At 60.2% G+C, this 21,094-nt stretch carries 19 protein-coding genes and 5 pseudogenes; 17 read left to right on the top strand and 7 right to left on the bottom strand.

Annotation, left to right across the window (positions count from 1 at the left end; all coding sequences use genetic code 11):
* The first annotated feature begins 19 nt into the window (after positions 1-19).
* The 5 genes and pseudogenes from WGT02_RS39520 to WGT02_RS39500 all read left to right on the top strand — a co-directional run.
* Positions 20-304, top strand: coding sequence for a LexA family transcriptional regulator (locus WGT02_RS39520; RefSeq protein ID WP_225039569.1), 285 nt, complete (start codon positions 20-22; stop codon positions 302-304).
* Between the two features lie 501 nt (positions 305-805).
* Complete coding sequence (gene istA, locus WGT02_RS39515; RefSeq protein WP_208245170.1) at positions 806-2,278, top strand: IS21 family transposase; 1,473 nt, start codon at positions 806-808, stop codon at positions 2,276-2,278.
* On the top strand, positions 2,275-3,171 hold the full coding sequence (gene istB / locus WGT02_RS39510; RefSeq protein ID WP_208245168.1) for an IS21-like element helper ATPase IstB: 897 nt from the start codon (positions 2,275-2,277) through the stop codon (positions 3,169-3,171). Before istA ends, istB begins: the two co-directional genes overlap by 4 nt.
* A 423-nt stretch (positions 3,172-3,594) precedes the next feature.
* Positions 3,595-4,266: a hypothetical protein gene (locus WGT02_RS39505; RefSeq protein WP_208250699.1), complete on the top strand. Its 672-nt coding sequence runs from the start codon at positions 3,595-3,597 to the stop codon at positions 4,264-4,266.
* A 138-nt stretch (positions 4,267-4,404) separates the two neighbouring features.
* A pseudogene (locus tag WGT02_RS39500) lies at positions 4,405-4,902 on the top strand (IS5 family transposase); the annotation flags it as partial.
* Positions 4,903-4,959: 57 nt separating this feature from the next.
* On the opposite strand, the pseudogene WGT02_RS39495 reads toward WGT02_RS39500, so the two are convergent.
* Positions 4,960-5,946: pseudogene (locus tag WGT02_RS39495) on the bottom strand (IS5 family transposase); the annotation flags it as partial.
* 315 nt (positions 5,947-6,261) lie between these two features.
* On the opposite strand from WGT02_RS39495, the gene WGT02_RS39490 reads away from it, so the two are divergent.
* From WGT02_RS39490 to WGT02_RS39475, 4 genes are all read left to right on the top strand, one after another.
* Positions 6,262-6,537 (top strand): type II toxin-antitoxin system ParD family antitoxin, encoded by a 276-nt coding sequence (locus WGT02_RS39490; RefSeq protein ID WP_029728430.1) that lies wholly within the window; start codon positions 6,262-6,264, stop codon positions 6,535-6,537.
* Positions 6,534-6,842, top strand: a complete 309-nt coding sequence (locus WGT02_RS39485) for a type II toxin-antitoxin system RelE/ParE family toxin (protein ID WP_029728429.1) — start codon at positions 6,534-6,536, stop codon at positions 6,840-6,842. The genes WGT02_RS39490 and WGT02_RS39485 overlap by 4 nt, the downstream gene beginning before the upstream one ends.
* On the top strand, positions 6,843-7,136 hold the full coding sequence (locus WGT02_RS39480; protein WP_210363670.1) for a hypothetical protein: 294 nt from the start codon (positions 6,843-6,845) through the stop codon (positions 7,134-7,136).
* Positions 7,137-7,281: 145 nt separating this feature from the next.
* On the top strand, positions 7,282-7,599 hold the full coding sequence (locus WGT02_RS39475) for a DNA-binding transcriptional regulator (protein WP_208250700.1): 318 nt from the start codon (positions 7,282-7,284) through the stop codon (positions 7,597-7,599).
* A 117-nt stretch (positions 7,600-7,716) separates the two neighbouring features.
* Here the strand turns inward: WGT02_RS39475 and WGT02_RS39470 are convergent, their stop codons facing one another.
* The 3 genes from WGT02_RS39470 to WGT02_RS39460 form a co-directional block, all read right to left on the bottom strand.
* Positions 7,717-8,379: an SDR family NAD(P)-dependent oxidoreductase gene (locus WGT02_RS39470; protein WP_208250701.1), complete on the bottom strand. Its 663-nt coding sequence runs from the start codon at positions 8,377-8,379 to the stop codon at positions 7,717-7,719.
* 94 nt (positions 8,380-8,473) lie between these two features.
* Positions 8,474-8,776 (bottom strand): hypothetical protein, encoded by a 303-nt coding sequence (locus WGT02_RS39465; protein WP_318246558.1) that lies wholly within the window; start codon positions 8,774-8,776, stop codon positions 8,474-8,476.
* Entirely contained in the window at positions 8,773-9,153 is a 381-nt protein-coding gene (locus WGT02_RS39460) for a TraM recognition domain-containing protein (protein ID WP_375680040.1), read from the bottom strand. The genes WGT02_RS39465 and WGT02_RS39460 overlap by 4 nt, the downstream gene beginning before the upstream one ends.
* On the opposite strand from WGT02_RS39460, the pseudogene WGT02_RS39455 reads away from it, so the two are divergent.
* Positions 9,079-9,411 (top strand): annotated as a pseudogene (locus WGT02_RS39455) (type IV secretory system conjugative DNA transfer family protein); the annotation flags it as partial. The gene WGT02_RS39460 and the pseudogene WGT02_RS39455 sit on opposite strands and share 75 nt — an antisense overlap.
* Complete coding sequence (locus WGT02_RS39450; protein ID WP_208250702.1) at positions 9,386-9,715, top strand: hypothetical protein; 330 nt, start codon at positions 9,386-9,388, stop codon at positions 9,713-9,715. The pseudogene WGT02_RS39455 and the gene WGT02_RS39450, both read left to right, overlap by 26 nt.
* A gap of 62 nt (positions 9,716-9,777) precedes the next feature.
* Here WGT02_RS39450 and WGT02_RS39445 read toward each other — a convergent pair whose 3' ends face one another.
* The 3 genes from WGT02_RS39445 to WGT02_RS39435 are packed head-to-tail and all read right to left on the bottom strand — an operon-like array spanning position 9,778 to position 11,313.
* A complete protein-coding gene (locus WGT02_RS39445) occupies positions 9,778-10,080 on the bottom strand; it encodes a mobilization protein (RefSeq protein ID WP_208250704.1) in 303 nt (100 codons plus the stop codon).
* A gap of 11 nt (positions 10,081-10,091) precedes the next feature.
* On the bottom strand, positions 10,092-10,871 hold the full coding sequence (locus WGT02_RS39440) for an NYN domain-containing protein (RefSeq protein ID WP_028005970.1): 780 nt from the start codon (positions 10,869-10,871) through the stop codon (positions 10,092-10,094).
* Positions 10,872-10,875: 4 nt separating this feature from the next.
* Positions 10,876-11,313: a hypothetical protein gene (locus WGT02_RS39435; protein WP_013845945.1), complete on the bottom strand. Its 438-nt coding sequence runs from the start codon at positions 11,311-11,313 to the stop codon at positions 10,876-10,878.
* Positions 11,314-11,505: 192 nt separating this feature from the next.
* On the opposite strand from WGT02_RS39435, the gene traA reads away from it, so the two are divergent.
* The 6 genes and pseudogenes from traA (at position 11,506) to WGT02_RS39405 (ending at position 21,083) form a co-directional block, all read left to right on the top strand.
* Positions 11,506-15,114, top strand: a complete 3,609-nt coding sequence (gene traA / locus WGT02_RS39430) for a Ti-type conjugative transfer relaxase TraA (RefSeq protein ID WP_208250705.1) — start codon at positions 11,506-11,508, stop codon at positions 15,112-15,114.
* 9 nt (positions 15,115-15,123) lie between these two features.
* Positions 15,124-15,897, top strand: coding sequence for a DUF6118 family protein (locus WGT02_RS39425; RefSeq protein ID WP_208250707.1), 774 nt, complete (start codon positions 15,124-15,126; stop codon positions 15,895-15,897).
* Between the two features lie 502 nt (positions 15,898-16,399).
* Positions 16,400-17,363 (top strand): annotated as a pseudogene (locus WGT02_RS39420) (IS5 family transposase); the annotation flags it as partial.
* A 384-nt stretch (positions 17,364-17,747) separates the two neighbouring features.
* Positions 17,748-18,497 (top strand): hypothetical protein, encoded by a 750-nt coding sequence (locus tag WGT02_RS39415; RefSeq protein ID WP_208250709.1) that lies wholly within the window; start codon positions 17,748-17,750, stop codon positions 18,495-18,497.
* A gap of 209 nt (positions 18,498-18,706) precedes the next feature.
* Positions 18,707-19,795: a Ulp1 family isopeptidase gene (locus WGT02_RS39410; protein WP_208250711.1), complete on the top strand. Its 1,089-nt coding sequence runs from the start codon at positions 18,707-18,709 to the stop codon at positions 19,793-19,795.
* A 270-nt stretch (positions 19,796-20,065) separates the two neighbouring features.
* Positions 20,066-21,083 (top strand): annotated as a pseudogene (locus WGT02_RS39405) (calcium:proton antiporter).
* The last annotated feature ends 11 nt before the right edge of the window (positions 21,084-21,094 follow it).

Raw genomic sequence — 21,094 nt, 5'->3', positions numbered from 1 at the left:
CTTCAGCGCGGAGACGCAGATGAATCCGAAAATGAGTCCCTCACTTGACCCGCAAGCCGCAACGGCAAGACATGGCCTTACGCAAGTCCAAGGCCAGTACCTGGCCTTCATCTACGCCTACAGCCGCATCTTCAAACAGCCTCCGGCCGAAGCCGACATGCGTCGCCACTTCGCCGTTACGGCTCCGTCTGTTCACCAGATGGTGCTGACCCTCGAGAAGGCAGGATTTATATCCCGCGTGCCAGGCGCAGCACGCAGCATCCAACTTCTCATCCCACCAGAAGACTTGCCCATTCTACGATAACCCAACCCGTCATAATCTCTGTGGCGCGGTACTAGCATAGACTGGAACGCGCGCTCGGCTTAGGATCCTACGTGTCTGATCTGGTGAGAGGGAGAGATAACAGCAATGACAAGTCCAAGGCAGCCCCAGTCACCCGGTGGTTCCGACCCGGAGGTGGATCAGTGGGCCAACGCACTAATGGGGGCAAACATCGATGGATGGATGCAACAGTACCAAATGGCGGTCCAGCAGCAACAGCAGCAGCAAGCGGGGCAGCCACAGCAAGCCGCAGGCCTGCGCGGCGACAAACAAGGTGAGACTCAGCGTCAATCAGGATGAGACTCGGCGGCGGGGGTGTGACGAAGGGAGGGCGTAGCCCGACTGGAGTTACACCCCCGCCGCGGCGCAATTTTTCGGCGTCTCATGATCGCGGTTGGCCCGGTAGCGTCGGTGATTTTCTGAGAATGGAGAATCACCTTTGTGCCGGGTCGCCATGTAACCGATCATCAGACGAGGCTTTTTATGAAGTACCGACAAAACAACCCCATTGAGGTCGCTGCCGCCAAGGCGTCGATCAGCCGGGCGACGGCTTACCGCATCGAGAAGGATGCGCGTCTTCCATCGCAGACCAAGCCGCCGCGCGACCGGCGTCGCCCCGATCCCCTTGAGCACATCTTCGACGCCGAGGTTGTTCCGCTCCTCAAGGCCGCGCCCGGCATCCGAGCGGTCGCCGTTTACAACGAGATGCTGCGGCGTCATCCAGAGCTGTCAGAAGGTGTTCGCCGTACGATTGAGCGTCGTATCCGATCATGGCGGGCTGTTCACGGTCAGGAGCAGGAAGTGATCTTCCGTCAGATGCACGAACCCGGTCGGTTAGGACTGTCGGATTTTACCGACATGGGCAGCCTCGGCGTGACGATCGCCGGCCAATCGCTCGATCATCTGCTTTATCACTTCCGGCTGGTCTGGTCGGGCTTCGAGCATGCCCATGTCATCCTGGGTGGAGAGAGCTTCGTCGCTCTGGCCGAGGGGCTGCAGAACGCCCTGTGGTCGGTTGGCGGTTCGCCGCTCTATCATCGCAGCGACAGCTTATCGGCCGCCTTCCGCAACCTCGATGCCGACGCCAAGGTCGATCTGACGCATCGCTACGACGAACTGTGCGCCCATTATCGCATGACGCCGACGCGCAACAACAAGGGCGTCGCGCACGAGAACGGCTCGATCGAAAGTTCCCACGGCCATCTCAAGAATGCGATCCGCGATGCTCTGCTGATGCGCGGAACCAGGGACTTTGGCGACCTCGGATCCTATCGCGCCTTCATCGATGAGATCGTCAGCCGCCGCAATGCCGCACATGGCAAGCGCATCGATGCCGAGCGCACGCATCTGCAAGCTCTTCCCGATCGTCGCACCACCGACTTCGAAGAGGTCATCGTCACCGTATCGAGCACCGGCGGCTTCGCCTTGCGCAAGGTCTTCTACACCGTGCCTTCCCGTCTGATTGGCCACCGGCTGCGGGTGCGTCTGTTCGACGATCGCCTCGACGTCTTCATCGGCGGCACGCATCTGCTGACATTACCCCGAGGCCGCGCCCATGCGAGTGGCAAGCACGATCAAGTCGTCAACTATCATCACGTCATTCATTCCCTGCGCAAAAAGCCGATGGCGCTTTTGGGGCTCGTCTATCGCGACAAGCTCTTCCCCAGGCCGGAATATCGCAGGACTTTCGACGCGCTCATCGAGCAACTGCCCGAGCGGCAGGCTTGCAAGATCACCGTGGAACTGCTTGCCTTGGCTCACGATCGCAGTTGCGAGCGTGAACTGGCCGAGGAGCTTGCCAAAACGCTCGACGCCCACAAACTGCCTGATCTGGCGGCTTTGAGAGCGGTCTTCAGCCCGGACCCGGATCAGTTGCCGATCGTTCATGTGCAACTCGCGTCGCTCAATGGTTATGAAGCCCTGATCGGCACGGCCTATGCGGGAGAGGTCGCATGAAGAGCAACATCCACACAGTCGATGAAGCCCGCCTCGGCATCATGCTCAACGAACTGAGGCTGCCGACGATCAAGACGTTCTGGCACCAATTTGCCGAGCAGGCCGATCGGGAAGGATGGCCTGCTGCCCGTTTCCTCTCGGCCATCGCCGAGCATGAATTGGCCGAACGCGCCCATCGCAGGATCGAAAGACACCTCGCCGAGGCCCACCTGCCACCCGGAAAGACGCTCGACAGCTTCGCCTTCGACGCTGTTCCCATGGTCTCCAAGGCCCAGGTCATGGCGATTGCAGCCGGCGATAGCTGGCTCGCCAAAGGCGCCAATATCCTGATGTTCGGTCCGCCCGGCGGCGGAAAGAGCCATCTCGCCGCAGCCGTCGGCCTCGCGCTAATCGAGAACGGCTGGCGCGTGCTCTTCACCCGCACGACCGATCTCGTCCAGAAGCTTCAGGTCGCGCGGAGGGAGCTTCAGCTCGAAGCCGCCATCGCAAAGCTCGACAAGTTCGATCTTCTCATCCTCGACGACCTGGCCTACGTCACCAAGGACCAGGCCGAAACGAGCGTGCTCTTCGAACTCATCTCCGCAAGATATGAGCGGCGTTCCATCATGATCACCGCCAATCAGCCCTTCGGAGAATGGAACCGCGTCTTTCCAGACCCGGCCATGACGCTTGCCGCGGTGGACCGACTTGTCCATCACGCAACAATCTTCGAGATGAATGTCGAAAGCTACCGGCGGCGTTCGGCCATGGAAGCCAAACGCCAGCGCGGCAGACCCGCCTCATTCGCGACAATCAAAAGCTCTTCCCAGCTTGTCGCGGAGCGGCAATCAGAACACGATGAAACTCTTGCCAGCGACAATCAACATGATAACTTCGCTCCAACCGCGACATAAGAATCTCATCCAGATTGTCGCTCGCGTCTCATCCTGATCGTCGCGCTATACGCAGGCCAAAGACGGCGGACCAGGGGCCCTTCATACTCTATCTCTACAGCCGACGAGACGGAGATCCAGGCGGCGGCGGCGACGGAGCGGGCTCGCGGGAAGCTAGCCGAAACCACCATCGGCCGTAATATTACGCACTTGCGTACGTTGGCCCATCGGCTAGAACCTTTCGGGAAAAGACTCGTCGACCTTGATGTTAAATCTTTGGTTGAAGCTGCTAAACAGCTAATCCCGGACGGACCAGAGGCGGTTAACATGCTGTCGAGGCATCGGGGCGCAAGCAGCTCAGTGGATCGTCGCAGTCGTTTTATTGTCTCCCCTGAAGATGATGCGTTGATTAGGAGGGCGGAGAATGCGGCTAAGCGCCGCGGAATGACTTCGAACGTCGGTAACCGTTCTTCTCTTCTCCGCCAGTTGGCGGATGGGCTCCGGCACCAGCGGCTGACTCTGGGTGCACTTGACGATGCAGCGCTGCAATATTGGGCCGCTCAGTTGATGCCGGGAAACTCTAAGATCGGGGCCGCATTGCGTCAGCTTGAAGAATACCGGGCGGAGGAGCGTGCCAAGAACAATCGTCAGGCTGGAGAAGGCAGCTCTCATCAAGCTGCGCCGTTTCCAATGGAAGTGGATCAAGCCGGCCAGGCGCCCGCCGATAGTTTCAGTGCGGAGGAGCTTTGGGCAGGAGCGGAGCAAGCCGGCCAGTTGCCCGCCGATAGGTTCGGTAGTTTCGACCCGGAAAACGGTTCCCCTTCGCCGGCCCAAAGTGTAAATCAATCAAGCCCGCCAATGTCGGATCAAGGCTACGGGGCATGGCTATTCGGCGCCGGCGCCGGCGCCGTCGACTTCGGACAATACCTCCCTCCAAATTGGGACGACGGCATCCAGGCGGACATGAACATGTTGCGCCGATTGTACTACAATAATGTACTCCCGGACGAGTACCGGCAAATGACAACTATCACTGTCAGTGGGCAGCTCTGCACGGCTGTATACAATGGACGAATAAATCAGGTTTCCGACGTTCGCATCTACCGCCGCCGGTAGTAGACGCGCCCGTGCTTGAGCATGAAGGCACTTACCTGTTGCCGATGGTGAGTTCATGCTGAACGGCGTTGTTGCGTGGATCACCCGGCGACTGATATTGAGCGGGTTGTTTTCAGTCTCCTGATCGGGATTTCGACGATGCCGCACACGTTCAATGCCGCTCGGCGGGACAAGATTGCCAAGCAGAAATATCAAGTGACGAATTGGCCGGCATATAATGAAAGCCTGCGTCAACGTGGTGATTTGACCATCTGGGTGAAGGATGAGGCCCTGTCTTTATGGACGGCGCGGAGGCGGGCATCGCGGGGTGGTCAGCCGAAATACTCGGATCTGGCGATTACGTTGTGCTTGACCCTGCGCGTCGTCTACGGGCTGGCGCTACGCCAGACCCAAGGCTTGATGCGCAGTGTCGCGGCGCTGATGGGGTTCGATATTGCCGTGCCTGACTTCTCCACCCTGTCTCGCCGGAGCAAAGGGCTGGCGTTGCCGTCGACAAAGTCCCGAGCCACAACATCAGGTCCGGTCCATCTGGTTGTCGACAGCACCGGCTTGAAGGTCTTCGGCGAGGGCGAGTGGCTGGAAAACAAGCACAAAACCAAGGCCAAACGCAAAAGATGGCGCAAACTGCACCTTGGTGGCGTTGGTGCATGGATCGGGACTTGAGCGGATCTGGATCTGTGAAGGGGCTATCTGTGTGGTCGGTCCATTGCGGCGGATGGATTTAGGGCGTGCGCATGCAAGCATACGATTGAGGGCGGCGCAGCCGATGGCCACTTCCGTCTGCTGAGCGTGAAACGACCGAGCCCGCAGACGCCGCCCGATGATGGACTTGTATCGGCCGATGGCAGTCTCGACCAGCGAGCGCTTGCCGTAGCCGGTGGAGACCTGCCATTTCATTCGCCCGTCTCTGCTGATTGCAGCGATATGCTGATCTCTTTGTCCGGGAGATTGATCGCCGGCTGGTTCGATCGCGTTGGCGCGCGGGGGAATGACGATGACGGCAGCCGCACTGTGGTCGGTGACCGCGTCGTAGGTGGGCTTCCCGTCATAGGCGCCGTCGGCTGTGAACTGCCCGATCCGACCATCGATCTGGTTGAGCAACGGCTCCACCTGCGATGCGTCGCCCGCGTCCTGGTCGGTCATCGTATGTGCAATGATCTCGCTGCTATCGGCATCCAGCGCCACATGCAGCTTTCGCCAACCACGGCGGGATCTGGCGCCATGCTTCTCCTCCAACCATTGGCCCGCGCCGTAGACCTGCAGTCCAGTGCTGTCGACAAGAATATGCACTGGCCCGTCCGGTCGACCCTGGAGGTCATGCGCCTTGTTGGGCGATTGCCATGTTCGCGCCCGACGGCTCAGGGTGGTATGATCGGGGACAGCGAGCGCCAAGCCCATCAAGGGCAGCACCGATCCTAATAATCCTTCGACCTGACGCAGCCGCAAGCCGAACACCAGGCCCAGCGTCAAGCCGGTCTCGATGGCTAGATCGGAATAACGAGGCTGGCCACCACGCGTCGCTGGGCGTGGAGCAAGCCACATGGCAAGCACCTCCGGTGTCAGCCACAGGGTCAAGCTGCCACGTCGCCGTAACCCCGCCTCATATTCCGGCCAGTTCGTCACCTTGAATTTCATCCTGCCGATGCGATGGCGGCGGGCGGCGTTATGTTTGAAAGGCATCAAGGTCACAGATCGGTTATTGAGGTTGCCGATCGCCTACACCACGACCGCTAAACGATCCGTGCACCAACGCGGATTGGCTGCACATATTACCGTGCATGGCGAGGCTCCTATGCTACCCTGCAAGATTTCTAGCATGAATTCGTGAAAGCTTTCTAAAGCGCAATGTGATTGCAAGCAGACTGATATCACGCAGGCAAGCTATCGTGATTGCTATCACAAAGGCCCGCCGAGCAGTTGTCGCATTCCCACTCTGGCCTATATTGTGATAGTGTTTAATCCTATTCAGCGCGATCCGAAATAAGGAGATTCCCCATGCGCAGCACGCAACAATTCAGCGTCACATTGCCGAACGATATGGCGCAGATGGTCAAAAGCAAGGTTTCGTCGGGCGAGTATGCCAGCGAGAGCGAGGTTATCCGCGATGGCCTGCGCGCCTTACAGGCGCGTGACAAGGCCCTAGAAGCCTGGCTGCGCACGGAAGTCGCCACCACGTATGACAAGCTGAAGGCCGATCCGAGCCGTGCGCTGAGCGTAGACCAGGTGCGGCAACACCTTGCCGACAAGCGTAAGCGGTCGGCCTCAGCGTGAGCCATATCGTCCATTTTACGCCGGAAGCCCTTAACCAGCTGGACGAATTGGAAAGCCATATAGCCGCGGAAGGGTCGCCCATCACAGCGGCTCGATACATCGATTCCATCGTGGCCCACTGCGAGAATCTGCGAACTTTCCCGCATCGAGGTACGCGGCGCGATGACATTCGGCCAGGCCTCCGGACGCTTGGATATCGCCGGCGTGTGACGATCGCGTTTGAAGTGGCGGGCGACACGGTAAATATTCTTGGCGTCTATTATGGCGGCCAAGACTACGAGGCGGATCTTGGGGATGACCAATAATTGCGCATCGCTATGTCAGTAATCGCTTGGTTGATCCGCCCGGCCGGGCATTGCCGCTTAGCGGCGGTAGGAGACGCCTATGGTGAACGGAAAATCCAAACCGCACCCGATTACACGGCGCTTTCTAACTGGATGGCGCATAATGAGGTGCGCGATAACGAGATTACTAGCTTGGTACTGAGACTTGCCGACCATGGAATGCGGGTGGCCCAAATCGAAAATCTAATGAAAACAGCACTCCGGGAGCAACTGGAAATAATAGAGATGTTCCCGTCGGACGAAGATGAAACCTGACGGGGCACTTGCTCTTTTGAAACTGAAGTACAGATGGAGGGCATCGCACTGTGGTTTTCTTCAAGGCGGGAACGCAGGGCGTTTTTGGCATTTGAATTCGGGAAGAGCGAGAAGTCGCTTCGGGTCGAATGCTAGAGGTGATTTAATGGCCAAGGTTTACAAGAGCGAGGCTCTGTCCGCGATCCATGAAACGATGGAGGGCCTGTTTGAGATTGGTGCGATCGACAAGCAGACGATGCGTGAATTCGATGAAGGGTGCCTGACCGCGGTCGAGACGATGACCCCCGAAGAAATCCGTTTCATTCGAGAGCGCGAGCATATTTCACAGCCAGTTTTTGCCAGCTACCTCAATGTGAGCAAAGGCTTGGTGTCCGGTTGGGAGCGCGGCGTCAAGAAGCCGGGCGGACCAGCACTGCGTCTCCTGACGGTCGTGCAAAAGAAGGGCCTTCAGGCAATCGCCTGATTGCGGCGAAAGCCGCGCCGGCCCGGAGGCGAACGCGCTTCCTCGTTGCGCCGTAGAGAGCCGGAGGGCCGTCCAGTGACAATGCCCCGGCGGCTTCAGCCGGGACCACTTGTTATGCTACCAGGACACCTCCGCACCGAGATAGTCTACGAAGGTCCCGGTCGAATCCATGTCAGTCTCCCATGCCCGTGCATGGATTCCTGCGGCGGCGTCCTCAACCTTTACCGTGGCGTCGGGTCCGCCCATTTCCGTTCGCGCCCATCCGGGATCGACCACCCTGACCGCGATCGACTCGGCGGCGAGGTCGGTCGCCAAGCCCTGCATCAGTTTGTTCACAGCCGTCTTGGACGCGCGATAGGCGATTCGGTCGGACTTCGCATAGTTCATCCTTCCCATCTGGCTGGAGATCGTGACGATCCGGGCGATGCCGGCTCGGTCTCTCGCAGCGCGTAGGTTGGGAAGGAAGGTCTGCACGACGCGCAGCGGCGCGAGGGTATTCACTTCCAGTGCGTGGCGAAAGCCGTCGAAGTCCATATCAAGGGTGGACTGGCGCTCCGGGCCGATAATCCCGGCATTGTTGACGAGAAGATCGACTGGACGGTCCCCGAGCATGGCAGCTACGCGGTCAAGCGCGTCCTTGCCGGTGACATCGACTCCGTCGAAGACCTCGCCGGGGCCACCAGCGTGGGCGCGCACTAACGCAATGACGTCAATCCCTTGCTCCGAAGCAAACACGCCAAGTGCGCGTCCAATTCCGCGTCGTGCCCCGGTAATAAGCATCGTCCTCTTCATGCACAACGCCATATTGGGAGCACGTTACAGCGCTATGACATTTATCCCGCCTCTGCGCCGCTTGAATTGGGGTGCCGAGCCGTTAGGCGCAAATGGGTGGGTCGATGATTCTCCATAGTGGGCCCTTCAGTGCACCGTCGGCTCCGACAGGGGAAGCATTTTCAGAGTTTTGTTTATGACCTTGCGGAGCTTTCGCCAGTCCGGGAGGTTGCGCTCGTTCACCCGCTCCTGGATCGCCGTCATCGTCCTTCGGGATGTTGGCGACCAATTCCTGCGCTTGCCAATAGGCCAGCGCAATGTGTTTGCGGTCATCAGGTCCGCATTGCGCGATTGAGTCGACGGCCCAAGCTAGCGTCTTTGACAAGCTTTCCACCTCTTTGTTCATGCCGGATCGAACGCTCCCTTGAACTCTGCGAGGGGCCGGCCGGTGTGCTGCTGGCTGTAGGAGATCCCCGACTTTTCGGAATCAAGCGCGCGGGCCATGGTCTGGAACACCACCGTCTCCTGGCCGAGCAGATCGGAGACGAGGCGGGCGCTGTCGTGATCGTTGACGCTGAACACCTGCAGCAGGCCGGCATTCGACGGCAACGATCTTGAGGATGAGGCCGGCAATGAGCGCCTTGGCTTCCTCGTTCCAATGGGCCTCGCCGGCCATGCCCGGTTCGTCGAAGACGAGGGCGTCGGCCCCGCTCCGGTTCCGGCCTGCTCATCGGCCGCGACGGCAAGACCGGAAAGCTCCTGCGCTATGACGGGCCGGCGCATCTCATTACCATGGCGCCGACGCGCACCGGCAAGGGCGTCGGCGCCATCATCCCGAACCTGCTGACGGCCGATCGCTCGGTAATCTGCATCGACCCCAAGGGCGAGAATGCCAAAATCGCCGGCCGCGCCAGAAAATCCTTCGGCCCGGTCCATGTCCTCGATCCCTTCGGCGTCACCGGCCTGCCCTCGGCCGCCTTCAATCCGCTCGACGGGCTCGATGTGGCCGGCCTCGATGTCGCCGAAGATGCCAGCACCCTTTGAGGGGAGCCACTTCCCGGTTGGTAGCAAATCGGGCCGAACCGTGAGTGTCGTCGGCGATGTCCCCGAAATGCAGGATCAGCGGATTGGTGATGAAGCGGAAGGCGAGGGCGGCAAGCACCAGCAGCGTGACGAGATCGAGGGCGATAACCGGACTGCTGCCGACGCCGAAGCCCATTTTCTCGAGGACGAACCGGCCGCCGAAGCCGATCACGAACAGGACGATGATGAGGAAGAACAGAAGGCCGAGCAGCGGCTTCCAGATCCGAAAAGGTGCGGAGAGCACTGCGACGAAAGCCCATAGCGGATCGCGCGCTGCCGCCCGCATCATGTTCTTGAAGGCGACCCACGCCGAGGTCGCCTGACTCATTCACCCGCCTCGCTTTTGTGAACCGCCGTTGTCCCATCCGGGGTTTTCAGCAGATCGGCAAAGAGCGCCTTGTCGTTGTCGCGCGTGAGGAAGCCGGGCAGCTCGCGGCGCAACCAGTCGCCGAGGCGTTTGGTGAATTCGGGATCGTTGGCGTTCTCGAGCCGATGCAGGACGAGCGCGCCGAGCAGGACCTTGCGGCGGGTATCGTTGGCGCGTTCCTGTTTCGACAGCCGCGCCTTGAGCGCCGAGCGTTGCGCCTCCAGTTCGGCCAATCGCTGTTCAATGGTTTTGCGTGCCATGCTTGTTCCTTTCATTTCGGTGCGGGCGCGGCCTTGAGCTTGACCATGATGATTTTCGGGTGATCGCCCGTGCTCTCCATGTCCACCAGGCCGGAAGCCGCGACCAGATCGGACAAGCGGGCGAAGCCGTAATTACGGGCATCGAAGTCCGGAGCCTGTTTGGCCAGGTGCGCGCCGACGCGCGCGAGGTTGGCGCGGCCGTTCTCGTCGGCCGAGGCGGTGACGGCCTTGGCGAGCATGTCGAGGGCAGCTCGATCGAGCGCTGGTTTTGCCGGAACTGGCTTGGCGGTCGGCGCGGCGGCTTCTGCTGCGGCTACCGGCTTGCGGACTGTTCGTTCTGGGGCGACCGGCGCTTCTGCTTCCGGCGCGGCGCCATTGAGCACGTCGAAATCACAAGCGGTAACGAAGGGGCGCGGCGTCTTGCGTTCACCGAAACCGTAGACCGCCACGCCCTGTTCGGGGAGCCGCGCCGCCAGTCGGGCGAAATCGCTGTCGCTCGAGACGATGCAGAAGCCGGAAAATCGACCCGTATAAAGCAGGTCCATGGCTTCGATGATCATGGCGCCATCGGTAGCGTTCTTGCCGGTCGTGTAGGCGAACTGCTGGACCCGCTGAATGGAATGCTCAACCAGGCAGTCTTTCCAGCCTTTCAGGTTCGGACCGGTCCAGTCGCCATTGATGCGTTTGACGCTTGCCACGCCATAGTTGGCGATTTCCGCGAGCAGCCCGGTGACGATCGACGGCGATGCATTATCACCGTCGATGAGAAGCGCGAGTGTGTCGGAAGCCATCAGTCTACTTCTCGTCACGTGCACGCGGCGGCTCGCCGGTTTCGTTCGCCGCTTCAGCAGCGGCAAGCTCCTTTGCTTCCGGTAGCAGATGCGGATCCTCGACTGTGGCCATATGTTCGGGACGCGTGCCGGTCGCGGGAAACACGATGCCGGTGATTTCGGGTTCGCTATTGAGAATGCCCGCCAGGAGCGCATCGACTTCGTTCACGTAATTGCCGGGAAAGTCGCGGCTCAAACTCAGGTCGCCGCTCGTGGTCTTGATCGTGACGCCACCGAGATGCGGCAGGAGATCGAATATGCGCATCAGGGCGTTGTTTGTCTCGGCACTGAACGCGATCATCCCATCGGTGTTTCCGACCATCAGCAATTGCCATGGCGGGCGACGCGTCCTGATTTCGTTCAGCTTGCCGATTACGACCCTGTCATCAGCCTGTCCGCTCATTGTGACGCTCCATCTCGTTGCCGATACGATTGCTACTACAGGAATGTTGCTGTCATTTCACGGAAAAGTTGCGTTCTCCGCTTGAAAATGCATCCCCTGTGTTGCGCATTCGCGACCTCACCTTTGTTGCATCGACATTGCCACAGGCGCCACACCGTGGCCGATTGAGCGAAAGCGACAGGAGATAGTGCTGTGGCATCGGCGGCTTATCGTTGTGCGGTTCGCCTGACCAATGAGCGCGACGGGCTTGTACATGATTTCACCCGGAAAGAGGGGGTGGAGCATACCGAGATTGTGCTTCCAGTGGGCGTTTCCGCCGATTGGGCTCTGGATCGTTCGACCTTGTGGAATGCGGCTGAGTTTGCCGAGAACCGGAAAGACGCGCGTGTCGCCCGCGAGTTCGAGATTGCGCTTCCGCATGAGCTATCGGCTGAAGGGCGGATTGCGGCGGCGCGGACGTTCGCTCAGGATTTGGCCGATCGCTATGGCGCAGCGGTAGACTTCGCGATCCATGCGCCGCATGAGCAGGGCGATATCAGAAACTACCATGCGCATGTGATGATGACAACGCGGCAGGTCGAAGAAAGCAGCCTGGGGGAGAAGACTTATCTTGAGCACAAGAATGCGCAGCTGTTGTCGAATGGTCTGCCGACGACCGACATGCAGCTTCGCGACATTCGCCAGTCGTGGGAGAGCATCGCCAACAGCCAGCTTCAGCGCGAGGGGCTGGATATCCGGATCGATCACCGTTCGCATGCAGAGCGCGGACTTGAGCTTTCGCCGACCGAGCATATGGGTGTGCATGCCTCGCAGATGCAGCGCAAGGGTATGGCGGTTGAGCGGGCGCGGCTGGACGGAGAGGCGGCGCAGCGTAATGCCGAGCTGATCCGGGAAAAGCCGGAACAGGTTCTTTCGATCATCACGCAGGAAAAGAGCGTTTTCGACCGGCGCGATATTGCGCGGGCGCTGCATCGCTATATCAACGACGATGCGCAGGCATTCCAGAATGCCTTTGCCGCCGTCATGGCATCGCCGGCGCTGGTCGAGCTTCAGCCGGAGCGCACCCACATTGCGGGGGATCGCGAGACGGGCGAGACAGAGTTGGCGCGGTATTCGACAAGGGAAATGGTCGAGATCGAATCCGGCATGGTGGGAGCGGCCGAGCGTATGGCCGAGGTGCTCAGCCATGGTGTCGATCGGCGGCATGTCGTTAGGGCGATGGAGCGGCAGGACGATGCTATTCGGCGCAGTTCCGGCGATGAAACCGCGCGGCTTTCCGACGAGCAGCGGCGCGCAATCGAGCATATTACCGGACCGGAACGCATATCCGCTGTCGTCGGGTTCGCCGGCGCTGGCAAGTCCACCATGCTGGCGGCCGCCCGCGAGGCGTGGGAGGCGCAGGGCTATCGGGTGCATGGCGCAGCACTGTCCGGAAAGGCGGCCGAGGGTCTGGAGGAAAGTGCCGGCATCCAGAGCCGTACGCTGGCATCCTGGTCCCGCGGTTGGGATAACGAACGGGGGATGATCGGCCGCGGCGACGTGTTCGTGATCGACGAGGCCGGCATGGTGGGAAGCCGGCAGCTCGCCCGCTTCATCGGCGAGGCCGAGCAGCGCGGGGCGAAGATCGTCCTTGTCGGCGACCATGAGCAGCTCCAGGCGATCGGGGCCGGCGCACCGTTCCGCGCCATTGCCGAGCAGATCGGCCATGCGGAGCTTTCGGAGATACGCCGGCAGCGCGTGGACTGGCAGCGGGAGGCGTCGGTTGCCTTCGCCACGCACCGGACGGCCGAGGGCCTGGCCGCTTATCATGAGCATGGCGATATTCGGTTCAGCGAGACCCGGGAAGACGCGCGCGGCGAGATCGTTCGGGATTACCTTGCCGATCGTGATCAGCGCCCGGACGGCACCCGCGTTGCGATGGCGCATCGTCGGGCAGATGTGCGGGCCATCAATGAGGCAATCCGCTCCGAGCTGCAGGACAGCCATCGGCTGGGGCGCGGCGCGGAGGGCGGAGAGCTCACATTCCAGACCAATGACGGCAAGCGCAGTTTTGCACCGGGCGACCGGATCGTGTTTCTGGAGAACAGCCGCGACCTCGGCGTGAAGAACGGCATGCTAGGCACCGTTCAGTCCGTCGAGCCGCACGCAATACAAGTTCAGCTCGACGGAAATGCGCCGGGAACGGACGGTCCGCGCATCATCGATGTACCTGTCAATGATTACCAAGCCGTTGACCACGGCTATGCGACGACGATTCACAAGAACCAGGGGGCGACGGTCGATCGCGCCTTTGTGCTGGCGTCCGGAACGATGGACCGGCATCTGACCTATGTCGCCATGACCCGGCATCGCGACGGGGCGCAGCTCTATGTCGACGGACAAGAGTTCACCAACGCCCGCGCCGACCAAATGTTGGCCCAAGGCAAACTGGTGGAGCATGGGGCCGCGCCCTACGAGCACAAAGAGGGCAACAGCCAGAGTTATTTCGTGACGTTGGAAAACGCAGCCGGCGAGCGTCACACCACTTGGGGCGTGGACTTTGAGCGCGCCATGGCTGAGACCAAGCCGGAGATCGGCGCGACGATCAGCCTTCGGCATCAGGGATCGGAGTCGGTTCGCCTGCCGGACGGACAGACGGTCGAGCGGCATTCGTGGAAGGTGATGGACGCCGGCGAGCTGGCCTACGCCCAACTCGAAAGCCGTCTGTCGCGATCGGGGGTGAAAGAAACGACGCTGGACTACGCGAAAGACTTTGCCGAGCGGCGTGGGATCGCGGAGGCGTTCGGAGTCAAGAGCGAGATCGAGCTTGCTCCGGCCCAGAAACTGTCGCAGGACATCACCTCCCGTCTGGGCCATCCAGGACAGGAGCAACAGGACCGGCCATCTGAGCGTCAGCGTGTCCACGAGGAACGTGCCGACGATCTGGCCGGCCCTGTTGGCGGGCGCGAGGGTCCGCGACAGCAGGCAACCTACAGCCGCGAGGCGATCGAAAGCTTGCCTCTGGATCAGCCACCGCGGAGGCCTGAACATGCGATTGCGCCACCCGGCCATCAGCAGGCCGAGAAACGCCCGCAGAGAGCCGAGACGCAGAAGCGCAGCACGTTCGCTGGCCTCAAGCTCAATGCGGGTCGTGGCGCCGCGCAGGAGCGCGACAAGGCCTCGCAGGCGGAGCGGCCGGGAAGGGAAGAGAGCTTGCGGCCAGCTGCCGCGCAGGACCGGCTCGCGGAGCGCGCGCGGCCTCTAACGGGCTTTGAGCAGGCCGTCGATCATTATGCGCGCGCATTCAGCGCCGCCGACAAGCAGCTTCGGCAGGACCTGCCCGTTCTCGAAACGCAGAGGCAGGAACTGCGCACGTCAGCCGAGCGCCTCGATCAGGCGCGGCCGGGATCGCACGAGCTCATGAAATCGGCCTTGCAATACGATCCGGAGACGGCAACGGCGATGACCGAGCTTTCCGGCCGCGAGCGTGTCGGCGAGCTCGTCGCCGGCATGGACCGGGAGCGGGCGGCGCTGGCAGACCCTAACGTGAGGGCCGATCGCTTTATCGAGCGCTGGCAGGAACTACAGGCTGAGCGTCGGACGCTCACAACCGGTTGGCATGTGGAAGCACGGGCAAAGATCGACAGCCAGATGAAAGGCCTTACGAAAAGTCTTGAACGCGATCCACAGCTTGAATCGGTCTTGCGCAATCGCGCTCAGGAACTCGGAATCAGTCATATCCGTCAGAGCCAGAATCTTGCCCGTGAAATGGAGCGCCATATAACCCAGAGCCGGAGCCAAAGCCTCGGGCTGGAACGATAAGGAGAAGACATGGCGGAAGAGTACCGCGACGAGGATCTGGACGGCCGGGACGATCTCGAGCCGGACACATCACCCGAGGATGACGCCGGCGATCCGGCAGCCGCCTTCGAGGCATTGCGGGAAACGGTCGAAGACCTTGCCGCCAATCTAACGCGAGAAATGACGACGATCCGCAAGGGCGTGGAAACCGCATTCGACCAGATCGAGCGGCAGGGTACGCCAGTCGACTACAGCGCCGAGCTCGGGCGCATCGTCCAGAGCCTCACCACGGTGGGCGAGCGGTTAAAGGCCGTGGAGCAATCCCCCGTTCTGCGGCAGGGTGCCGAGCACTATGCCCGCGCTCTCGAGCGTAGCGGCGACGGGCTGGTTCGCAACGCCGTTCAGCAACTCGAGCGGCAGGCGTCCGATCTCGAGCGCATCAGCGGCGTTCTCGCCTCCCATAGCAGAAGCGCCTTTCTCAGAAAGGATCAGGACATTCGGATGTGGACGGCCGCGGGCTTTGGAGTCATCGCCGGCATGTCCTTGCTTCTCATCTTGCCACGTTTCCTGCCGTTCTCCGCCGACAGCCATGTCGCGAGCCTCGTCATGGGCCGCGATCGCGACAGCGCCGGCTATGCCATGATCGAGGCCGTCGATCCCTTTACGGTCAAGAAAATGAAATGGGGCGGGCAGTTTTACGATGCCGGCGGCGGGGAGATTTCGGCGTGCCTGGAGAATGCCAGGCAGACGGGGAAGGACCAGAAATGCACCGTCACCGTGCCGGCTCCGGAGAAGCAGCAATGAGCGAGGCAGCAGAGCAATACCAGGCAGGACGCCGACGACGCTCGATCGGCCCCATGGGAAGGGCAAGCGATAGAAGCTCGTTGAATGTAGGAAGATCACGAGCCCAAGCCAGCTCCGATCGCGAGATCGGCCGGAAGTGCGCGTAGCCCAAAGGAGCGTGCCGTCAATGCAAACAGCAACGCCGATCCGACGATGAAGCCTCCTCCGACCGCTATCGACGCCATGAGACCCAGCAGGCCGCCCCCCATCAGCAAGACAGCGTTTCAATCCGCAGGTCCGGCTTCAGCGGTTTCGGATCGAAATGCCGCGATAAAGTGACTGATCCCTAGCAAGCCGAGGAATCCTGCGACCACGTATGGAACTGCGGCGGGACTGATGCCGTAAGTGAAGCCACCTTGGACGCGGTTGGCATTAAACGCGACAACGATGGGCGTTGTTGCGTGGATCACCCGGCGACTGATATGGAGCGGTTGTTTTCAGTCTCCTGATCGGGATTTCGACGATGCCGCACACGTTCAATGCCGCTCGGCGGGACAAGATTGCCAAGCAGAAATATCAAGTGACGAACTGGCCGGCATATAATGAAAGCCTGCGTCAACGTGGTGATTTGACCATCTGGGTGAAGGATGAGGCCCTGTCTTTATGGACGGCGCGGACGGCGGACATCGCGGGGTGGTCAGCCGAAATACTCGGATCTGGCGATTACGTTGTGCTTGACCCTGCGCGTCGTCTACGGACTGGCGCTACGCCAGACCCAAGGCTTGATGCGCAGTGTCGCGGCGCTGATGGGGTTCGATATTGCCGTGCCTGACTTCTCCACCCTGTCTCGCCGGAGCAAAGGGCTGGCGTTGCCGTCGACAAAGTCCCGAGCCACAACATCAGGTCCGGCCCATCTGGTTGTCGACAGCACCGGCTTGAAGGTCTTCGGCGAGGGCGAGTGGTTGGAAAACAAGCACAAAACCAAGGCCAAACGCAAAAGATGGCGCAAACTGCACCTTGGTCTCAATCTTGTCAGTGGTGAGATTGTTTGTTCCGATCTGACCGCGGATGATGTCGGCGATCCGACAGCGTTATCAGGACTTCTGGACCAGATCGGTGGCCCCGTCGAGAAGTTCATTGCCGACGGCGCCTATGATGGAACGCCAACCCGAGATCTTCTGGCGACACGCTTTGGTGAGATCGTGGAGGTCATTATCCCACCTCCCAAGACTGCCGTTGCCAGCCCTCAATCGGTGCTGGTTCCACCTGTCCGCGATCGCCATATTGCAGAAATCCAGACCAAAGGGCGGATGGCATGGCAGAAATCCACCGGCTACAACAAGCGCAGTCGCGCTGAGACCCAGATGGGTCGATGGAAGGCTGTGATCGGGCCCAAACTCAAAGCGCGACATTTTGACAATCAGAAGACTGAAGCAAAGATTGGCGTCCGTGTTCTTAACCGGATGACAGAACTTGGCCGGCCCAAGTTCGAGCGCGTTGCAAAAATGCAGTGGATAGGGTTGCCTGTCCAAAGTCTGATCCATGCAACAGTGCTATGGCCGCACAGCTCCTCGGCGATCAACTTGACAACCGCGATTAGAGAACTCCCTGGGACATGATCAGTCGAAACCTTCGACGATTTGCTGCTACCAGCCTCGGATCGAGTCGCCATACTGATCCAACTCGCCATCCACCATCCGCGGACAGCGCGCCCATGCCATCTCTGCTTGAGACAATGCCAGGGTCAGTTTTCATTTTGCCCGATGTAATCGTCCCTCTCGCCGTGATTATCATGGAATACCAATCTTGCATGACGGCGAGAGACGACTCGGCCGTATGATACTGGCTGATGTGTCAAAGGAGAGGCCGCGATGGGCAGTACAGGTGATGAATCGTCGGACTCTAGTCCCGAACAATGTAGCGAGGCTGATACTTGGATCGCGGGTTTGCAAGGGGAAGATGTGGCCTCGAGCCGCTCCAGGCATTCGACCGCCTCGCAGGAGGAGCCGATAACCCGACAGCCGAAAAAAGAAAAAAAAGGTTGGTTCACAAAAGGCTTTGCAAAAGTCAAAGATGGTGTGAAGAAGCTCGTCGTTCCAAGCAGCGGCAAGAAATCGTCGAAGGACTGGACGCGCGAGCCGGAGGCTGTCGTGCAGCAGCTGAGCGATCTACATTTAGACAGTGGTGCAATTCGGCGTACCTCCATGGGTGGCTCGATGCGCATGCCGGCGCAGCCTTCCCTGCGAGACAACAACAGCAGCGCGCGCCACAGCACAGACGCGTCTTACGAATACGTCGAGACGACGTTTCACCAACATCATGCCAAGGCCACGCCTGCGGCCTCTGCCGAAGACACTAACCTCATCGACGGGGCGGCCGAGGCGTACAGGCGCAGGGGCTATAGTGAGAGCACCATCAAAGATAATCTTACATATCTTCGCGCATTATCTAATGAGCTCAACTCTCTCGGCGGTCTAGCTCAACTTAGTGACGAACAGTTGCGCGTTTATGTTGACGACAACTACCCGCGCCAAAAGAAGAATGTTCCTCGCGCCGCAAAAATTGCCTCGCTGCGCTGCGCATGCTTGAGAAATACAGGAATGATGCGGGCGACGGAGTAAAGCGGGGCGCCCCACGGCGTGTTGCCTCTCCTGAAGACGAGGCCCTCATCAATGAGGCGAGTGAGTATGGAGTGGCGCGTGGCGGTTACACCCAAACAACCGTTGACGTATATGCCCGTAGTCTTCGCAGGTTATCTGAGGAGCTCCGGTCTTACAAACAAACCATCACTGGACTACAGGACGCGGCGCTGCGAGGATGGGTTGCGAAGTTGGACCTGGACAGCAACTCCATGCAAGGCGGGTTGCTTATGCTTGAGCTATACCGCCAGTTCCAGCGGGCGAACAATTCGCAGGATGCAGGCGAAATCCAACCTTTTCAGTGGCAGCTCGTAACTCCCCAGAGCCAGATAGGTCCGTCATCGGACGATCCGCAGCAGAACTGGCATGAGCAGGAGATTATTAAGCAGTTTGGCTCGCCCTTCACGCCGGATTACGACTCGACGCAGAACGAGCTACCTCCTCCGCCAGCGGACAATAATCCACGTTTTGTCCCAAATCCACGTTGGACCCCAGCCCATCTTCCGGATCTCGGCGATGCCGTCGGGCCGGGTTGGCGGCACTACAGCGAGTTTGCCCCGGACGCTCTGACCAACGCCCTGAGAGAGCGCGGCCTCATGCCAGCCTGGAACGAACGGACAAGCTTCTTGATCAACCGAAGGTTTTACAGGGCCGAACTGCGGGACAACGGGCGTCTTTACCTCACCTTTCAATTCGGAGCTTGGCTCGGTGACAAGGAGTGGCTGTGGGAAGACAACATCCGTAGGAATTTCAATCTAATAAGCCTCGAGTTGCTGAACAACTATCCGGGACTCGCCGCCATCACGGCGCTGGCGGACCCCTCGCAAGTACCAATGCTGCTGGGGACGGCCCCGGATACGGGACGTCGTCCCATGGTCCGCAACCTGTACGGTCACGATAATGCAGCCGACTTCGTGTTCATTCCAGTGAGTAACGCCGAGGGTGATGATCCCGATCGCCGCGGCACCCACTGGTCGCTGCTGCTCCTTGATCGCCGCCAACGGCAAAGTCCGATGGCCTATCACTTCGACTCCCTCAACGGCTTAAACAACCCCTCTGCCCGACGGATCGCACGCGCCTTGGGAGCCCCCGAGGCAATCCAAATGGCGATGACCCAGCAGGACAACGGTCGTGATTGCGGCATCTTTTTGCTGGAGGCGGCGCGGGCGCTGATTGGAGAATTGGCACAAGGTCGGCCACCGATCATCGTCCGCGACCTCCCCGGCGACCGGGGAGCGGTCCAGGCCCGATTGCGCGACCCCCGGGGCGATAATCCTTGACCTGACATGTTCAGATCAACGCCCGAATCGCCATCGCCGAGCAAATGTCCCGCCGGTCCCTTCTGAAGGTGATCGGGGGCGCCTTAGCAACGGTTTTGATGAGCGACGTTCCCGCCTTTGATCTGGAGCCGGCAAAAAACCGATACTGCTCACCATTCTGACGAGAGGTAGCAACGTCGCCCGATTTCGCGTCTCCTCTGCCCCGGAGCGCCGAGCGAGATCAGGGCGGCGTATTCACGTTAACAGCGGACGGGGAAGATGAAGCCGACAATGCAAGATAGCACCTCCACACACGTGCCGCTGTGGTCTTGGATCATTCCGCTCTTCGGTGGCGTGATTGCGGCTCTGGCACTAGCGCACGTGCTGCCTGAAGTCTCTGTCCCGATACTTCTGACGTCGGCGGCCTTGCTTGCAGGTGCTGTTTTTGCAGCGGTGCATCACGCCGAAGTTCTTGCCGAGCGGGTGGGTGAGCCTTGGAGCTATCCTCCTCGCCATCTGCGTGACAATCATCGAAGTGGCGGTCATCGTTTCCATAATGTTGTCGGGCGCAGAGGGAACGAAGAGGTCGCGAGAGACACGGTTTTTTCCGCGGTGATGATCGTGCTCAACGGAGTCATCGGCCTTTGTCTAGTGGTTGGCGGCCGACGCCACCACGAGCAGACGTTTCAGTTGGATGCGGCCTCGGCGGCACTGGCGGTGCTTGGCACACTCGCGACACTGTCTCTCGTGCTGCCGAATTTCGTCATCGCAGGACAGCCGCAGCAGTTCGCTCGAATACAGCTTGCCATCATTGGACTTGTGTCGCTGGTCCTCTACGGCGTGTTTCTATACGTGCAGACGGTCCGCCATCGCGACTATTTTATGGATCACACGGGTGCCATCGATGACGGCAAGGCGCTTCCGGCCGAGCACGAACGCCCGAAGGGCAATATGCCGGTAACTGGAGGCCTGCTCGTGCTGGCCCTCGTGTCAGTCGTCTTGTTGGCCAAGCTGCTGTCTCATCCCCTCGACAGCGCAGCATTGCTGAGCCGGCTTCAAAACAGCGTAAATCTTGTTCTCGGGTCAGCGCTCGCAAGCATAGGCATGACAGTTCCGGTGGTCGCTGCGATCTCCGTCACACTTGGGCAGAACAATTACGTTGGGGCTCCGCCCGGAGAACCTCGTAATGCTCATCCTGACACTCTTCGTCAGCACGATCACCCTCGGCACGGGCAGAACCACCGTGCTCCAAGGTGCCGTTCACCTCTCGATTTTTGTTGTTTTTCTCCTGCTTTCCGCCGTGCCCTAATTCGGCGAATC

The sequence above is a fragment of the Rhizobium sp. T1470 genome (genome assembly GCF_042140505.1).
In the GTDB taxonomy this organism is placed as follows: domain Bacteria; phylum Pseudomonadota; class Alphaproteobacteria; order Rhizobiales; family Rhizobiaceae; genus Rhizobium; species Rhizobium favelukesii.
This window is presented reverse-complemented; position numbering and strand designations above follow the sequence as displayed.

Bases quoted from the DNA above. Each gene is read 5' to 3' on its own strand.
- WGT02_RS39520 (WP_225039569.1), top strand. From the start codon at position 20: ATGAATCCGAAAATGAGTCCCTCACTTGACCCGCAAGCCGCAACGGCA.
- istA (WP_208245170.1), top strand. From the start codon at position 806: ATGAAGTACCGACAAAACAACCCCATTGAGGTCGCTGCCGCCAAGGCG.
- istB (WP_208245168.1), top strand. From the start codon at position 2,275: ATGAAGAGCAACATCCACACAGTCGATGAAGCCCGCCTCGGCATCATG.
- WGT02_RS39505 (WP_208250699.1), top strand. From the start codon at position 3,595: ATGACTTCGAACGTCGGTAACCGTTCTTCTCTTCTCCGCCAGTTGGCG.
- WGT02_RS39490 (WP_029728430.1), top strand. From the start codon at position 6,262: ATGCGCAGCACGCAACAATTCAGCGTCACATTGCCGAACGATATGGCG.
- WGT02_RS39475 (WP_208250700.1), top strand. From the start codon at position 7,282: ATGGCCAAGGTTTACAAGAGCGAGGCTCTGTCCGCGATCCATGAAACG.
- WGT02_RS39470 (WP_208250701.1), bottom strand. From the start codon at position 8,379: ATGCTTATTACCGGGGCACGACGCGGAATTGGACGCGCACTTGGCGTG.
- WGT02_RS39465 (WP_318246558.1), bottom strand. From the start codon at position 8,776: ATGAACAAAGAGGTGGAAAGCTTGTCAAAGACGCTAGCTTGGGCCGTC.
- WGT02_RS39460 (WP_375680040.1), bottom strand. From the start codon at position 9,153: ATGCGCCGGCCCGTCATAGCGCAGGAGCTTTCCGGTCTTGCCGTCGCG.
- WGT02_RS39450 (WP_208250702.1), top strand. From the start codon at position 9,386: ATGTCGCCGAAGATGCCAGCACCCTTTGAGGGGAGCCACTTCCCGGTT.
- WGT02_RS39445 (WP_208250704.1), bottom strand. From the start codon at position 10,080: ATGGCACGCAAAACCATTGAACAGCGATTGGCCGAACTGGAGGCGCAA.
- WGT02_RS39440 (WP_028005970.1), bottom strand. From the start codon at position 10,871: ATGGCTTCCGACACACTCGCGCTTCTCATCGACGGTGATAATGCATCG.
- WGT02_RS39435 (WP_013845945.1), bottom strand. From the start codon at position 11,313: ATGAGCGGACAGGCTGATGACAGGGTCGTAATCGGCAAGCTGAACGAA.
- WGT02_RS39425 (WP_208250707.1), top strand. From the start codon at position 15,124: ATGGCGGAAGAGTACCGCGACGAGGATCTGGACGGCCGGGACGATCTC.
- WGT02_RS39415 (WP_208250709.1), top strand. From the start codon at position 17,748: ATGGGCAGTACAGGTGATGAATCGTCGGACTCTAGTCCCGAACAATGT.